Source organism: Acinetobacter sp. CWB-G5 (genome assembly GCF_019209785.1).
GTDB classification, from domain to species: Bacteria; Pseudomonadota; Gammaproteobacteria; order Pseudomonadales; family Moraxellaceae; genus Acinetobacter; species Acinetobacter johnsonii.
In genome coordinates, this window is sequence record NZ_JAHUTF010000001.1 from 598,310 (window position 1) to 613,904 (window position 15,595).

At 41.5% G+C, this 15,595-nt stretch carries 20 protein-coding genes; 8 read left to right on the forward strand and 12 right to left on the reverse strand.

The window, feature by feature from the left end; genetic code table 11:
- Nucleotides 1-104: 104 nt before the first annotated feature.
- Complete coding sequence (locus KVY11_RS02895; RefSeq protein WP_125274076.1) at nucleotides 105-485, reverse strand: endonuclease domain-containing protein; 381 nt, start codon at nucleotides 483-485, stop codon at nucleotides 105-107.
- Nucleotides 486-567: 82 nt separating this feature from the next.
- On the opposite strand from KVY11_RS02895, the gene KVY11_RS02900 reads away from it, so the two are divergent.
- Entirely contained in the window at nucleotides 568-771 is a 204-nt protein-coding gene (locus KVY11_RS02900) for an amino acid transport protein (RefSeq protein ID WP_218288042.1), read from the forward strand.
- 12 nt (nucleotides 772-783) lie between these two features.
- Here the strand turns inward: KVY11_RS02900 and KVY11_RS02905 are convergent, their stop codons facing one another.
- Together KVY11_RS02905 and KVY11_RS02910 are read right to left on the reverse strand one after the other, a co-directional pair.
- Nucleotides 784-1,233, reverse strand: coding sequence for a hypothetical protein (locus KVY11_RS02905; protein ID WP_125274054.1), 450 nt, complete (start codon nucleotides 1,231-1,233; stop codon nucleotides 784-786).
- Nucleotides 1,234-1,369: 136 nt separating this feature from the next.
- Complete coding sequence (locus KVY11_RS02910; RefSeq protein ID WP_218288043.1) at nucleotides 1,370-2,590, reverse strand: MFS transporter; 1,221 nt, start codon at nucleotides 2,588-2,590, stop codon at nucleotides 1,370-1,372.
- 104 nt (nucleotides 2,591-2,694) lie between these two features.
- Here KVY11_RS02910 and KVY11_RS02915 point away from each other — a divergent pair, with 104 nt between their 5' ends.
- On the forward strand, nucleotides 2,695-3,477 hold the full coding sequence (locus tag KVY11_RS02915; RefSeq protein ID WP_218288044.1) for a helix-turn-helix domain-containing protein: 783 nt from the start codon (nucleotides 2,695-2,697) through the stop codon (nucleotides 3,475-3,477).
- A 16-nt stretch (nucleotides 3,478-3,493) separates the two neighbouring features.
- Here KVY11_RS02915 and def read toward each other — a convergent pair whose 3' ends face one another.
- Nucleotides 3,494-3,979, reverse strand: coding sequence for a peptide deformylase (gene def, locus KVY11_RS02920; RefSeq protein ID WP_218288045.1), 486 nt, complete (start codon nucleotides 3,977-3,979; stop codon nucleotides 3,494-3,496).
- A gap of 213 nt (nucleotides 3,980-4,192) precedes the next feature.
- Between def and KVY11_RS02925 the strand changes: the two genes are divergently transcribed.
- Nucleotides 4,193-5,470 (forward strand): MFS transporter, encoded by a 1,278-nt coding sequence (locus KVY11_RS02925; protein ID WP_218288046.1) that lies wholly within the window; start codon nucleotides 4,193-4,195, stop codon nucleotides 5,468-5,470.
- Between the two features lie 70 nt (nucleotides 5,471-5,540).
- On the opposite strand, the gene KVY11_RS02930 is transcribed toward KVY11_RS02925, so the two are convergent.
- The 3 genes from KVY11_RS02930 to pnuC form a co-directional block, all read right to left on the reverse strand.
- On the reverse strand, nucleotides 5,541-6,050 hold the full coding sequence (locus KVY11_RS02930) for a DUF2505 family protein (RefSeq protein ID WP_218288047.1): 510 nt from the start codon (nucleotides 6,048-6,050) through the stop codon (nucleotides 5,541-5,543).
- Between the two features lie 134 nt (nucleotides 6,051-6,184).
- Complete coding sequence (locus tag KVY11_RS02935) at nucleotides 6,185-6,454, reverse strand: hypothetical protein (RefSeq protein WP_218288048.1); 270 nt, start codon at nucleotides 6,452-6,454, stop codon at nucleotides 6,185-6,187.
- Between the two features lie 8 nt (nucleotides 6,455-6,462).
- On the reverse strand, nucleotides 6,463-7,038 hold the full coding sequence (gene pnuC, locus KVY11_RS02940) for a nicotinamide riboside transporter PnuC (RefSeq protein WP_218288049.1): 576 nt from the start codon (nucleotides 7,036-7,038) through the stop codon (nucleotides 6,463-6,465).
- Between the two features lie 199 nt (nucleotides 7,039-7,237).
- Between pnuC and KVY11_RS02945 the strand changes: the two genes are divergently transcribed.
- From KVY11_RS02945 to KVY11_RS02955, 3 genes are read left to right on the forward strand one after another with little or no spacing between them, the layout of a single operon-like run.
- Nucleotides 7,238-8,035: a crotonase/enoyl-CoA hydratase family protein gene (locus tag KVY11_RS02945; protein ID WP_218288050.1), complete on the forward strand. Its 798-nt coding sequence runs from the start codon at nucleotides 7,238-7,240 to the stop codon at nucleotides 8,033-8,035.
- Nucleotides 8,036-8,088: 53 nt separating this feature from the next.
- Entirely contained in the window at nucleotides 8,089-8,997 is a 909-nt protein-coding gene (locus KVY11_RS02950) for an alpha/beta fold hydrolase (protein WP_218288051.1), read from the forward strand.
- A gap of 6 nt (nucleotides 8,998-9,003) precedes the next feature.
- Nucleotides 9,004-9,588: a TetR/AcrR family transcriptional regulator gene (locus tag KVY11_RS02955; protein ID WP_218288052.1), complete on the forward strand. Its 585-nt coding sequence runs from the start codon at nucleotides 9,004-9,006 to the stop codon at nucleotides 9,586-9,588.
- 9 nt (nucleotides 9,589-9,597) lie between these two features.
- Here KVY11_RS02955 and KVY11_RS02960 read toward each other — a convergent pair whose 3' ends face one another.
- Entirely contained in the window at nucleotides 9,598-10,074 is a 477-nt protein-coding gene (locus KVY11_RS02960; RefSeq protein WP_218288053.1) for a hypothetical protein, read from the reverse strand.
- A gap of 337 nt (nucleotides 10,075-10,411) precedes the next feature.
- On the opposite strand from KVY11_RS02960, the gene KVY11_RS02965 reads away from it, so the two are divergent.
- Complete coding sequence (locus KVY11_RS02965; protein WP_218288054.1) at nucleotides 10,412-10,858, forward strand: GNAT family N-acetyltransferase; 447 nt, start codon at nucleotides 10,412-10,414, stop codon at nucleotides 10,856-10,858.
- Between the two features lie 32 nt (nucleotides 10,859-10,890).
- Here the strand turns inward: KVY11_RS02965 and KVY11_RS02970 are convergent, their stop codons facing one another.
- The 4 genes from KVY11_RS02970 to KVY11_RS02985 form a co-directional block, all read right to left on the reverse strand.
- Entirely contained in the window at nucleotides 10,891-12,765 is a 1,875-nt protein-coding gene (locus KVY11_RS02970; RefSeq protein ID WP_218288055.1) for a diguanylate cyclase, read from the reverse strand.
- Between the two features lie 131 nt (nucleotides 12,766-12,896).
- Nucleotides 12,897-13,235, reverse strand: a complete 339-nt coding sequence (locus tag KVY11_RS02975; protein ID WP_004981094.1) for an FKBP-type peptidyl-prolyl cis-trans isomerase — start codon at nucleotides 13,233-13,235, stop codon at nucleotides 12,897-12,899.
- Nucleotides 13,236-13,283: 48 nt separating this feature from the next.
- The gene (locus KVY11_RS02980) at nucleotides 13,284-13,814 is read right to left on the reverse strand and encodes a YaeQ family protein (protein ID WP_087010480.1); all 531 of its coding nucleotides are present in this window, start codon (nucleotides 13,812-13,814) and stop codon (nucleotides 13,284-13,286) included.
- A 68-nt stretch (nucleotides 13,815-13,882) separates the two neighbouring features.
- Nucleotides 13,883-14,887, reverse strand: coding sequence for a GTP-binding protein (locus KVY11_RS02985; protein ID WP_218288056.1), 1,005 nt, complete (start codon nucleotides 14,885-14,887; stop codon nucleotides 13,883-13,885).
- A 475-nt stretch (nucleotides 14,888-15,362) separates the two neighbouring features.
- Between KVY11_RS02985 and KVY11_RS02990 the strand changes: the two genes are divergently transcribed.
- Complete coding sequence (locus KVY11_RS02990) at nucleotides 15,363-15,566, forward strand: hypothetical protein (RefSeq protein WP_218288057.1); 204 nt, start codon at nucleotides 15,363-15,365, stop codon at nucleotides 15,564-15,566.
- Nucleotides 15,567-15,595: the final 29 nt, after the last annotated feature.

Genomic DNA, 15,595 nt, shown 5'->3' on the forward strand with positions numbered 1-15,595 from the left:
TTTACTAATAATCCTCCCCAACCCTCCTTTAAAAAGGAGGGTGTGCCGAGTATCCAATACCTACATTAAATTCGCGTAAAGTCCCCCTTTATTAAAGTGAGAAGCTACGTTTCGCAAGAGGCGGATTCCAATCTCTGTTTCGCACTCCAATAAATCTGCTCCACGACTGCATCAGTTTCAGTCAAAATCTGCCTATTATCAAACCTCAGCACGTTCAACCCCAACTGCGCCAAAGCTTGATCCCTCGCCCGATCAGCCTCCAACCCTTCTGCTGTGTAATGCTGCCCACCATCGCACTCAATCACCAAATTTGCAGCAGGACAATAAAAATCGACGATAAAATTGAGAATCGGCTTCTGTCTATAAAACTGTAGCCCTAAAATCTGTTTACGTCTTAATCTCTGCCATAATAGTTGTTCAGCATCAGTCATATTATTACGTAAATCACGAGATGGCTGTTTTAATTTTTTATTATACGGTTGCATCACGGCACTCTTAATTTTCATATCTTCTTATAATAACCTTGGCATAATACTGCCAGAGAATAACAATGCACGAAACATCACCATGAACTCAACTCAACTTTTCCTCGGTGTGATCTTTAGCTCAATTGGCTTAGGCTATTTTCTGTATGGCAAAAAGCAAAAAATGACCATACCTTTAACTGTAGGTCTAGTTTTAATGATTTTTCCTTATTTTATTGAAAGTAACGCATTACTAAGTGGTCTCGGCTTACTTTTGTCTATTGTTCCGTATTTTTTACGCTTTTAATCTCACTAAAAATCAAAACTGTTCTAATTGAATCTCCACCACATTCCAGTGATGCATCATCTCCCGCAGTACAATAAAGTAAACCAAACTAGAAAGACCGTCATCAGCCACTTTAGACACATAGTATTCCCTACGCTCAATAAATGCGTTAAAGCCACTTTCAAGCTGTACTCGGTCTATACTGTGCTGATTCTGGAAAAATAAAGTCAGAACTTGCTGAAATAAATCATCAGCACTGATTGCATTTTTGGGCTGACCATAATGAATTGGAACCGACTCTAATATTTCTTCAATTACATAAATCATCGACTCAATCGCAAGCTCATCCAACACCTCATGACGCATACTGTTTGACTGTATAAAGCTTAAACCTTGATCTAGCAGGATACGCTGTCCATCCATTTCAAATGAAAGTTGGTCTAGTCCTAATGAAAATTTGAGTACACCATTCGGATCAGTCATTACATCAATCCTCTAAAATCAAAACACACAACCCTAGTGCATTTATACATAACAATAATCATCAGGCCCAAATACAATCGCGCCATCTTCGTTTGATAAGATAACGCGATTAAGACTGAAGGTCAGCCGTATTCCGTTAGTTTGCTTGAGTCTTCGGTAAAAAGAAAGTTGCCAAACCGAGCAAAGGCAATAACGAACACACACCAAACACCCATTCAATGCCTTTGACGTCAGCCAAATATCCTAAACCTGCTGCGGCGATGCCACTCACACCAAACATTAAGCCAAACATCAAACCTGCAATCATGCCAACTCGTCCCGGAACAGCTTCTTGCGCATAGACCACCATTGCGGCAAAGGCAGAAGACAGCACTAGACCTGTTATGACTGACAATACTGTAGTCCAGAACAGATTGGCAAAAGGCATCATTAAAGCAAACGGTGCCATGCCAACAAAAGACACCCAAATCACTGCTTTACGTCCAATTCGGTCTCCAATCGGCCCACCAGCAAATGTACCCAGAGCCACCGCAGCCAAAAAGGCAAAGAGATGTAACTGCGCACTTTGCAAACTGAGCTGAAACTTGTGCATTAAATAAAAAGTGAAATAGTTACTGATGCTGGCGATGTAAGTAAATTTGGCAAACATCAACACGCAAATGGTCGACAGCGCGATGACGAGTTGACGCCCATGCAGTTTGCTTTGCACTTGATGCACTTTGGCAGCCAATTGTTTTTTACTGTGACTGATGCTCCAACGACTGACACCAAACAACACCCAAATCGCAAGTAAGGCAAATACAATCAACCATGCCACGGCATGCTGCCCAAAAGGCACAATAATCAGCGCTGCCAATAAAGGCCCAATGGCTGTACCTGTATTACCACCGACCTGAAAAGTCGATTGTGCTGTACCAAAACGCCCGCCCGAAGCCATACGCGCCACACGTGAGGCTTCAGGGTGAAAGGTCGAGGAACCCACACCAATCAATGCCGAGGCCATAAGTAGTACGATAAAATTTGGTGAAAATGCCAACAGTAAAATGCCACTAAAAGTCACTACCATACCGAGTGGTAACAGATAAGGTTTGGGATGTTTGTCTGTATAGAGTCCAATCCAAGGTTGCAGTAGCGATGCCGTAATTTGATACACCAATGAAATCAGTCCGACTTGCGCAAAGCTTAAGGAAAAATTGGTTTTCAGCATCGGGTAAATGGCTGGCAAAACGGCTTGAATCAAGTCATTGAGCAGATGTGCAATAGCCACAGCCCCCACCACTTTTATGATCATGCCTTGCGGCTGCTCATTGATCGTAGCTTCGCCTATACCCTCTTTCATTTGAATTGAAGACGACATACCTCGCAAACTCCATGTATTTTTCATCAGGCATTGATTGTAAAATGTCATTCATGAGACTATCTTCCAATAATCATTGTATAACTGACAATTTTAAACTGCACATGCCAAATTCTCTGATTCAAACCGAAATGTCCGAATTGGTGATTGGGCTTTCTTCTGAGCATACCTATCGAGAGATTACCCCTGCGCATACCCATTCGCGGGCACAGTTTCTGTATGCTTCGACAGGGATGATTCAAGTGTTCACCCCAAACCACGTTTGGATCGTGCCGCCGATGTGCGCACTATGGATTCCGACCCATGTTGAACACAGTGTGATTTCATTAAGTCGAGTTAAGCTCAATACCGCATTGGTTCAAGCCGATGCAGCTGCACTGCTGGGGCAACATTGTTTTATTATTCGGGTCAGTAAGTTATTGCATGAACTGCTCATTCGGCTCAATGCGATTGAACACATTCCACCCTCCGAACTGATCAGCTCTGATGAACTGTCACGATCTTTACAGATTTTAATTTTTGATGAAATTCATAAAGCCAATCTGTTGCCGATTCAGATTCCATGGCCGCAAGATCAACGCTTAATGAATATTTGCCAAGCGCTGTTAAGTACGCCCGATCAGTTAAAAGATTTAAGCACATGGGCAGATGAAATTGGCACCAGTTCCAGAACCTTGATGCGCATGTTTCAAAAGGAAACGGGGCTGTCTTATCGGGCATGGGTTCAGCAAATGCATATTGCCCATGCCTTAAGTAAAATTGCCAGTGGTGAATCTGTCGCGCAGATTGCAAGATCTCTTGGCTACAGCAATCCGAGTGCATTTAGTACCATGTTTAAACGTCATTTGGGACAGACGCCGCAACAGTTTAAATATAAAGATGAATAAAACAGTGACGAATGGCTTAGGCAGTCAAACGATCGACAAATAAAATACCATTTAGATGGTCGATTTCATGCTGCACTATGCGCGCAGGAAAACCTTCAAAAGTGCTTTCCATTACTTCACCAGTCAAAGTGTGATACAGCACCTTAATACTTTGCGCACGCTGTACCTGACCGCGTTCATTCGGCACACTTAAACAGCCTTCTTCACCTAAGGTCGTTGCTTGTGAAAACTCTAAAATTTCAGGATTGACCATCACCACGGCGTCCATTTCAGGCGCATCGGGATAGCGTAAATTTGGCCGTGAAGCCACAATAATAACCCGCTTTGAAATATAGACTTGTGGTGCAGCAATGCCTACACCGCTCCGCTCTAACATGGTCGCAATCATGGCAGAAGCCAACTGCATAAGCCAGTCGCTATTAAATTCTGCATCTGCGACGCGAGCAGCTTTGAGTCTTAAAATATCTTCACCACGTTGTGCAACAGGTAAAATGACACTCATACGCAAATCCTAATTTTTATACATATTTATTCTTTTTATATCATAAGCTTTTTATCTCGCCTGCGTTATATATTTACGTTGACCATCAAATCAACGATGTTGATTCATGTATAATTTTTAGTTCAAACCCAGTAAAGAAAGATTGATTATTCATTCAAAAAAGACTTCTTTAAAATCAAATATAAACCTTTATTCAGCTTTGGAAATATACGCATGGATGCAACACCACGTTTGACCAGAGAAGACAAACGTACCCTTGGGCTGTCATCACTCGGTGGTGCACTTGAGTTCTATGACTTTGTTATTTATGTTTTTTACGCCAAAATTATTTCTGAGTTATTCTTTCCCGCAGGGCTCAGCCCATTTTGGGCCATGCTGAATACTTACGGTATTTTTGCCGCAGGTTACTTCTTCCGTCCACTTGGCGGTGTAGTCATGGCGCACTTTGGCGACCTCATCGGGCGCAAGCGTCTCTTTAGTTTATCTATTTTGCTCATGGCTTTACCTACCCTCATGATCGGAGTTATGCCAACTTTTGAAACGATTGGTTATGCCGCGCCCTTACTCTTGCTCTTTATGCGGGTGGTACAAGGCATCGCGATTGGTGGAGAAATTCCAGCGGCATGGACCTTTGTTTCTGAGCATGTCCCTTCTGAAAAAATTGGTTTTGCCAATGGCTTACTTACGGCTGGTTTGTCACTCGGCATCTTGCTCGGTGCTTTAATGTCACTTTTCATTTCTCTTCAGTTTAGTGAAGCAGCTATACATGATTGGGCATGGCGCATTCCCTTTATTGTGGGCGGTATTTTTGGTTTAGTGGCCTTGTATTTACGCAGTTATTTGAAAGAAACGCCTGTATTCAAAGCCATGCAAGCACGTAAAGAATTGTCCAAAGAAATGCCAGTGAAACAAGTCTTAGCCAGCCATAAAACCGCCGTGGTGATTGGTATGCTCTTGACTTGGTTCTTAACTGCTTGTGTAGTGGTTCTGATTTTAGCCATGCCAAACTTACTGACAGGTGCCTTTGGATTTGAACGTAGCGATGCTTTTCAAATGCAAAGTGCTGCGATCATCATGCAAATGCTGGGATGCATACTCGCTGGGATACTGGCTGATCGTTTTGGTGCAGCCAAGGTCTTGATTTTTGGCTCGCTCGGTGTCGCCGCTATCTCAACCATTTTCTATCACAGTTTAGGTGCGGTCAGTCCAACTACTGTGTTTGCACTGTATATGCTTTTGGGATTCTTTTCAGGCACGGTAGGGCTTGTGTCCTATAGCATGGTCAAAATGTTCCCTGCTCCGATCCGCTTTTCGGGCATTTCGTTTTCTTACAATGTCGCCTATGCCATTGCAGGAGGCATCACACTGCCTTTGGTTCAATGGCTCAGCCTCTATAGCAACATTGGCGCGATGTATTATATTTGGCTGGTTTGTTTGGTTTGCTTCTTCACAGCTTTGGTTTATCGAACTCAGTTCGAGACGAAGCACTAAAATGATAAAACCCTTCAATCGAAGGGTTTCTTTTTATCTAACCTACTTTGAAAACATGAGGTCAAAGCTTTTAGCTTAAGGCTTCTGCATGCAGATTTTGACGCAGTTCATCTTCCACAATATCCAGCTCGATTTGGCTAAACTTACGGATTTCACCTTCAGCATGTTTTTCTAACATACCGCCAATCAATGGCACTTTCACTTTTACCGTCCACTCCAGTTGAAAGTGAATCTGCTCATCATTACCCGATACACTACGTTGGCACACGGCTTCTAAAGGTAAGTTGGGGTCTAAACGGACTTCCGAGCTCAATACAACTAAATTGCTGACGTCGGTACGTTGTAAGCGAAAGGCATCTTTTAAAAATTTCTTCGCAATATCAGGAATATTGACATCCAAATTATACGCGCGCTTGAGGGTATAAATATCGCCGACTTTATTCGACTCCAAAATTTCCAACTTCTCACCGGGAATACGACGACAAACATTTTCATGTAAGCTGATATCGGCTGCGAGTCGACGGAAGTCATCCAATGAAACACCTTTGATGGTGGCATTGACTACAAACTGATGTGCCATAGTATTAAATCCTTTATTTTTTGTTTTTGTAAACATCCATGCCCTGATCAGGACTGAAAAACTGGATCTCGTCATCCTGTAGAAGGGTCAAATATAGACGATGCTCCAGCACCGACTATACCGTGATCTAGATATCAATGTGCACCATTCTGTATGACAATATCATCTGCAATATAAATAAAAACCACGCGCTCAAAACAGGCCAAGCGAATATCAAAATGCTCGGCCCCATCATCCAGTCCTGTAACCGCCCAACTTGCAGTGCTGGGTAAATCACCCAGCCAAGTGGCCTGATAAAAATCCGCAACCGAAGCAAAGTCCAGATATTGCTGTGGACTTCCATTTAACCGTTCAATGACCGACTCAAATTGAGCCAATTGTGTTTGTTTAAAGTCAATCAACACTACCCAGCCTATACACTTTTTAGCTGTTGTTTATGGCGTACCTGAGTCCATTGCCACCAGCCAAAAGCTGCCAAGCCAACAAAGCCTGCATATAAAGCCGCGGTTAGGAACAAATCTTTATAGATAAACATACCAACATAAACAATATCGACAAATACCCACAGCACCCATGTCGCAATATGTTTACGACTGGTCCAATAGGTCGCCAACAGACTAAACGCTGCGAGCTGCGCATCCAATAGCGGTACAGCTGCATCGGTCAAATACTTTAAGCTCAGACCAAATACTGCACCAGCCGCTGCGGCAAATAGCATTTGCAAAATCACTTGCCGAGCTGTAATCGGTTCAATCCGAATATCGTGATCTTGTTGTTTGCCTTTGAGCCAGTGATAAAAACCGTAAAAGTTCACCACCACAAAGAAAAACTGCAAAATGGTTTCGCCATATAACTTATAGGTATAAAACAAATAGGCATATAACAAGAAAGCAGCGAAGTTAAACCACCAACACCACATATTGCGCTTAATGGTCAACGTCACCCCAATTAAGCTAATGATGACTGCAAATATTTCAAGGCTAGACATGGTTCAACTGGCATTCAAAGAAGTGCTGCTATTATGAAAAAAAACTCAATAAAGGCAAGACAATTCCGCTCAATCTAAACACCGCTCTTTTTTCGGGGAATCGGATCAAACTGTCGAGTCACAGAATGCATACGCATAAGTTTTGACAGTTTTCTAACAATCGTTTAAAAACTTATAAAACGATGCAGGAATAATCAAAATGTCAGAACAACAAGGTCGTGTCAGTCGCGAAGTTCGCGGTTCATTATTTTTAATTGGTTTAGATCGCGCAGCCAAGCGCAATGCTTTTGATAGCCATATGATTCATGACTTATCACTGGCCCTTACCGAATATGAGGATGATCCTTCACTGCGCTGTGCTGTAATTTTTGCGCACGGAGAACACTTTACTGCTGGGCTTGATTTGGTTGAGTTGCAACCCAAACTCACTGCAGGCGTTTTCGACTTTCCTGCGTCACAAATTAACCCTTGGGGCACCAGTTCCAGACCCCGCGCCAAACCCGTGGTTGTGGCAGTCCAAGGCTTTTGCTTCACCGCCGGAATTGAACTGATGCTCAATGCCGATGTGGTGATTGCCGATGCCAATACACAATTTGCCCAAATGGAAGTACAGCGCGGCATTTTACCCTTTGGCGGTGCAACGGTTCGCTTTGTACAAGCGGCGGGTTGGAACAAGGCTATGCGCTATCTACTCACAGGTGACAGCTTCAATGCGCAAGTAGCTATCGATCTCAATTTAATTACCGAGGTCATAGAAGCATCCACGCCAAACGCTGCATTAGAGCGAGCATTGAGCCTTGCAGAATCAATTGCACAAGCTGCACCACTGGCCGTTCAAGCTACGCTAGCTTCTGCGCAACAAGCAGTACAACACGGCGCAGAATATGCCTTTGCACATTTACAAGAGCACCTCAGCCCACTACTCAAAACCCAAGATGTCCAAGAAGGTGTCATGGCAATGCTGCAACGCCGCCCTGCTCAGTTTAAAGGACAGTAAAGCCCAGAAATCTGGAATCGACTTTAGGATTTAACAAAAAAGAAGAAATGATAATGCAAGCCACCGCCCATTTAGTTTCGACCCAAATTGAGAAACAACCTGTAAAATTTTCAGCAACCGATGGTTATGTACTCGTTGGTACACGTTATTCCTCATCTGAGCCGATCAAAGCCAACATTATTGTTGCCAGTGCAACAGGTGTACCACAGCAGTTTTATCGCCGCTTTGCCGAGTATGCAGTAGCTCTAGGTTATCAAGTCCTAACTTTTGATTATCGTGGTGTGGGGCTTTCTGCACCGAAGCAACTCAAAGGTTTCGGCATGTCCTATTTGGACTGGGGACAGCTAGACTTGTCGGCTGCTATTGACTCTATCCGCAAAGATGGCAAACCTATTTTTGTGGTTGGACACTCTTATGGAGGCCAAGCACTCGGTTTAACCCACAACCATGACCAAGTCACTGCGATGTATTGCTTTGGCACGGGTGCAGGCTGGCATGGCTATATGCCGTTTCGGGAGAAAATGAAAGTGCATGTGATGTGGAATATTATTTTCCCGCCGATGGTTGCACTAAAGGGCTATCTGCCTTGGAGCCTGCTTAAAATGGGTACCGATTTACCTGTGGATGTCTACACACAGTGGCGAAAATGGTGTAAAAATCCGACCTACTTTTTTGCAGATCCCGAGCAACAACACTTACTGGAACAGTATGCACAGGTCAAAGCCCCAATCTATGCTGTTTCAGCACTAGATGATGACTGGGCTTTACCCAACTCAAGGCATGCATTTATGCAGCATTATCGGCATGCGAACATGCATTACCTCAATATTGAAGCCAGTGACTATGGCTTGAAAGAAATTGGACACATGGGATATTTCCGCCAAGGGGCCGAAGCCATCTGGGAAGATATGCTGAACACTTTCAATGGTTATTTATCATTACCAACCACTACGGAACGTTAAAGCTCTATGCGCCCACAAAAACTGAGTAAAGAACAAATCCAGTCGCACTGCATGCAAACCTTTAAAACCCATGGTTATGCAGGCACCAGTATGGATTTACTAGCAAAGTCTTGTGGGCTCAGTAAAGCGGCATTTTATTATTATTATCCCAATAAAGAAGCTTTGGTTTTAGATATTTTGCAAGTCAGCCAGCAATACTTAAACCATAAACTGTTCAGCATTTTGTGTGATACGCACTTAGAGTATTACGTTCGCTTTGAACACTTGCACCAGCAAGCTGTCCGCTTTTTTAATGCGGGTGTTCAAGGCTGTTTAGTCGGGATGCTGTCACTGGAAATCCCGCATTTATCCGAACAAATTCATCTCAAAATTCAGTCTATTTTTCAAGATTGGGAGTTGGCGTTGTTGCACTATTTTCAGCAAGTGATGCCTATCGCTCAAGCTGAGGCACTGGCCAAAATCAGTGTTGCCGATTATGAGGGCGCAATTTTAATGACACGCTTAAAACAAGATGACTTCTATCTAACTCATGTGGCAGAACGAATTCTTAAACAGTTATCCATGGCTGTGATAGATGCTGTAGAAGCTTAAGCGAGGAGATCAATCACGAGTACGATGGCTTTTTTTATGCTCGCGTCCACTGCGGTCAATATGCGTATAAAACATGCCATAACGACTTACATAATATTCAAGCGACTGATCATAAAAGCTCCAAAAAATAGACCATTCATTTAAATCCATTTTGCGGATTTGTGTCTGGGTTTTCGCAGGCATTTTGACCAATAAGGTGCTTTGCATCAGCGTTGCATCTTCTTCGACCGTGAGCAATATCGCTTGATCTAGAAATAGAGTCGCCACGTCATCGAACAGCTCTTGTTCATAAGCATCAACTTCAATAACACGCTCAACCTGAGGTGCTCTATTGGTATGCGTTGCCATTTGCACAGATGCTGCTTCCGATTCAACCACTTTTTTTTGTCGCTTCAGAAAACGTTGCTTTTTTTGAATTTTGATTCCAATAATAGATGCTGCAACCAAAGCAATGAGTATGCAAATCATCAATAAAAATGTCGCCATGCTCTGCTCTCGTAACCAATATTCCCTTTTAAAATACAGCATTATCGCTCAAATAAACACCAAATTAATTAAAGCAGACTACGTATGAACTCAAATGCTCAATTCGATGACTTGTAATTGGGTGTTGATTCTCAGACCCATTCAAGTGATTCAACACATATTCGCACAAACGTGAAAGGCATCACAAAATGTGATTTTTCACTCACAAAATCACTATAAAAAATAATTAACTTAGTGCGATTGAACAACAAAGTTACATCCGTACTAACAGTAATTCAATTTAATAAATACAGTCCCTAGCATGAAATAGCTCTTTCTATAGCTCTAAGAAGAAAAGATGATACGGGCAGCCCAACTTCAGGACATTCCTGAAATTTTAAATGTCGTGCACGACAGTATTCGATCATGTATCAAAGACCACCATCGCCATGAAAGTACGATTCAAATTTGGCTAGAAAATAAAACGCAGTCCAACCTGATTATGTGGATGCACTATAACGACAGCTGGGTCTATGTACTCAATCAGCACGTAGTGGGGTTTATTATGGTCAGTGATCAAGGTCGTATTTTACTCAATTATATTTCATCCGCTGAACAACAGCGCGGCATTGGGAAAGCTTTATTAGAAACTGTTATTGAACATCTTAAACGTAAAAAAATTTACCAAATTAGTTTAGAAAGCACCCAAACGGCATGCTCTTTTTATCAAAAACATGGCTTTCAAATCCACGTCCAAGACATTCCAAATCCCAAAATGGTGACCATGGTTAAACTCTTATCCTAAGGTTTATTAACAGAAGTATGACTCAACTAAATTCACTCATTTTCATCTGATTCATTGGGCATTTTTATCTGATCACGGCCCGCTTCTTTGGCTTGATACAGTTTTAGATCGGCTGCTTTCATGAGGTCGTGAATATTAGCATAACTTGTTTCACGATCCATCCACGACACGCCCATACTCAAAGTCACGTAATCTTTGCCATCTAGACGGTTATGATGCTCAAAACGCGCACTACGTACCGCATCTAAAACGGTTTGCATAATCTGGCTAATAATCACAATCGGGACATTATATAAAACAATGGCAAACTCTTCCCCACCATAGCGTGCTAAGTAAGCATTATGTGGCAGTACCGCACCAATCACTTTGACCAGATTTTGCAGGACTTCGTCGCCCTTTAAGTGCCCATAGTAATCATTATAATTTTTGAAATAATCGACATCCATCATGGCAAAAACCAAAGTTGCATGACTATCTTGTTGTGTTTCTACAAAGCGCTGCTGAATTTCTTGATTCAATGCACGCCGATTATAGGCGCCTGTTAAGGCATCAATTTGAATTTGATATTCGAGTTTTTCATTTAAGTCATGTAATTGTGAAGTGCGCTGTTGCACTTTTTGGTCTAGAGAATCATTCAATTCAATTAAATTATTATTTAAACGTTCAGTATGATAAGTCTGATAAGCATAGTTACGTGATTGTTGAAACATCACCAAAAGTGCATACAGACTGGTAGAGATAAAAGAGAGATGAATCGAATCAATCACATGTAGCGTTAGCAAAAAGTCATGAATGAACGATATACACAGCAATACCACGGCGTATAAATTGAGTTTCGAATATTTTTGTTTGGTCTTTAAAGTAATGTAAAAACCATAGGCAAAATTAAGCAAAATAATAACACTAAAAAAAGCACTATAAAAAGCCAGCTGCTCAAAAACAACTTGCTCGGATAAGAAGGTAATGACGATATTTAAGGTCAAAACCAACATGGAAACGGTATAAATCCAATGCTGTAAATAGTGTTGATTGAGCAAATACATATAGCTCAAAAAAAACATGACCGCTAAATAGATAAATAAATACTCTAAGCGGATGCCCCACAACCAATTGATATCTAAGAAAGTCGTGTAGGCATATGGCGCGGTAAAAAGATTATGTAAGGCCAGAAATAAAATAAAAATACCAAAAACAAAAATACTTTTACTATTCCGTTCATCCGAACCACGGAACATCGAGAACATGGTGGTGAACATCCCCACGCCAAACACCACACCACAGATCATGGCGATACTCATCATCAGTTGCTGATAATGTCGATTGATGGTTTTAGCGATACCAATATGCATGGGGTTTTCAAGACCGCCATGTAAATTAGTAAAGTTTGAAGCTTGTATACTTAAAGTAAAATAGGGGCCGTCAGGAACGAAATAAGCAATTCGTGGTGCATTTTCTGTTTTCTGCTCTGCCGCATCATCAGCGACATCTCCTAAACGAACTAAAAAATCACCATTTAAATAAACGCGATAAACACAATTTTGATTGGGTATATGAATGGCTAGTCTTCGGCCAATAAATTCATCCGGAATTTTGAAATGACCGACAAAAGTCCCATAACCCGTATTACTGCCTGTAAGTTCTTGAAATGAAATTGGCAATTCGGTAGTTTTAGAAGGGAGTTTACGATTAGGCTGAGAAATCAGCTCGTGGTCATAATAAGACCATGTACCTTTTAAATAACTGGTGGTTTGTTCGGTGAATTGAATGTCATTGACATTTTTTTGGTGCAAATAATACTGCGTAGGCTCAGCTTCATATTGTGCCCACGTCGAAGGTATTAAACTTAAAACCAGCAAACAGCCTAAAATAAGCCCAAACAAAGACTGTTTGCTCAATGAGCTATACAAAAGCGACTCTTCCCTTAAATACGCTCTGCCTAAGAATTAATCTACAAATGTTTTTCTTAAAAACCAAGTGTTTTTACAAATGAATCAAATACATCCTTGTAATTGACTCTTTTAATTATCACTATTTTTGATTAATCACGTGTTTTTACATCATACAATTCAATTTCAAAAATCAAATTTGAATTGGCAGGAATAATATTGCCCATTTTACGCTCACCATAAGCCAAATGTGATGGCACGATGAGTTTACGTTTACCACCCACTTTCATGCCCATAATCCCTTGGTCCCAACCTTTAATGACACGGCCTGTCCCAATCACAGTTTCAAAGTAGTTCCCGCGGTCTAAAGATGAGTCAAATTTGGTTCCATCTTCTAACCAGCCCGTATAATGCGTAGTGATTAAAGCACCTTTGACTGCTTCTTTGCCTTCACCGACAACCAAATCAATAATTTCTAATTCTGCGCTCATGTTCTCGCTCCAACCTGTTCAATCAATAAATCTAGTTAAACTGCTTGTTTATTGCAATTGCGTCCACTCAATAATGGCTTGAGCATTGTCACCAATTAAGGTCCACTCACCATCCATTACATTTAACTGAAGTTGCATGGTCCGCTCACACAGGGCTTGAACCGCTTCAGTACTTGCAGTCGACAACTGCCAAATTTCAACATTGTTCAATGTCTTCAACTTACTGTTGCGCTTATACCATTCATCGACCGCTGTGCCATAAGTAACAATAGCCACTTGCTTACAACGTGCACTGGCTTTTTTCACTTTATCTTCGTCTGGGCTGCCCACTTCAATCCATTTCACCAACTGACCCGTTAGGTCTTTTTCCCACAGCGCAGGCTCATTGGTTTCAAATAAATCTTTGGTAAACTCTAAAGCTTCATCCGCAAAACGTGCAAATGCCAACAAACGCACCATCAAACGCTCAATGGTTTCTGAAGGATGCAATGCCAAAGTCAGTTGATAGTCCCCATATTGGTGGACATCCATATTGGCAATATTCAAATCTGCCTTATAAATTGTAGCTTTAAGCGCCATACATACCATCCTCAAATTTGCCGACTAGCATATAAGATTTCGGCTTTTTTTGCTTAAAACAATTTAAGTCATTGCTCTATGCGACATTCAAAAAGTGCGCTTTCAAAGTCCATCCAATCTCTTTCGTTTTGAACAATCAATTCAACTCGATTATCAATCCCTTCTTCGACATCTTGATAGCTAAATTGTTCAGGATTGAAATTAAATGCCTTCCACCCCTGATTGGTATGGAAAATTCCTTTAATCCGTCGCCAATCTTGCTGTTCACAAAGTAAATCGAGTAAATCGTAAAAGTTAAAAACCCAACGCTTCGGCATTTTCCAACCTGCAACACTATAACCTTGCGCTGTTTCTACATAGTGATACGGCAACTGTTTAATCTCGGGAAAATCTTGTTGAGTCGCTTTCAACTGTTGCTGAACGTTCAGTAAAGGCTGCTTGAATCGTTTTGTTCCGATGTACTCAAAATCGATTTGCGTAAGCTCAATCTTGCCCTGCTCTGCCATCAGCCACTGCTGAGCATAAGGCTGATATTCGGTTTGCAGTTTTTCAAGAGCATCTTGATCTGTTTTTTGCATTTGAGCTTGATGCGAAACCACCACAATCTGCGCCGCTTTTAATTGATCCTGATAGAGATTTTGTGCTGTCCATGCATGATCATGTAAACGCGAACCATCCAGCACCGTGATCGGCGCACGCATGTGCAGGGTCGAGTGCCAATGAGGCTCGGTCAGTTGCTCTAGTAACTGTGCTGGATGTCCCAAGCCTGTGGGTTCAATAAACAGCCGATCAGGCTTTTGTTCTGAAAGCAAACGAGACAGTGCAATTTGCATCGGTAGTTGGCTGCTACAACATAAACAACCACCGAGTAATTCTTTCACCGCATAGCCTTCCGTTTGTGGCATGAGCTGTTGATCTACGCCAATTTGCCCAAACTCATTCATCAGTACCGCCCAAACTTCATGTTCCGGTTTCTGACCTAACAAATGCATGAGCAAAGTGGTTTTACCTGCACCAAGAAAGCCCGAAATAATATGCGTAGGAACCGCCTGCGGCATCGACATCAGTTTCAAAATTTTATACCTAGCATGGAATATGATAAAAACAGCACAATAAAATAAGCCTTTATCTTAATTTAAATCACCAACTTTCTCATCTCAAATCCATGGCATCGAACACTCAGCATTCAGTTGGCTGACATTTCATTCATTTATACCCCTATTGGACAAACTTCCTTACATTTTACTCAGTACTGAAATTAGGGTTTCGCACTTAATTCGCATGCTTTGTACAGTTTATGTGAGTTTTCAAACATCCATATTGATCATTAATTCTTCATTTCCTCTCAATCTATTCACAAAAAACTTCTACTTGTTACTTAAAGCTTACTATTTTTTCATCATCTGTAGTTTTAGGTAATGTGCACTTTTCACATTGTTGCTTCGATTGAACCGCAGATATTCAGGCGATAGCATGAAGCTCAGTTCAAATTGATGTGATGATCAGTCTGAACTATTTTTATCTATAAAATATAAGGATGCCAAAACCATGAAACTTTCTCACTTAATTATTGCAACATCTTTAACAGCTGCGAGCTTTGCAACTTTTGCTGCACCTCAACAAGCGCCAGCTCAAGAAGACAAAGTTGTGGTATCAACCCAAGAAACAGCTGAAACTACGGACTTAAGTACAAATGCACCTGCTTCGGAAGCATCAGCAGAACAACCGAATCAAGAAAAAGCCGCTAAATAATTGAAATGTTGAGAGATCCTGTGGCTTTA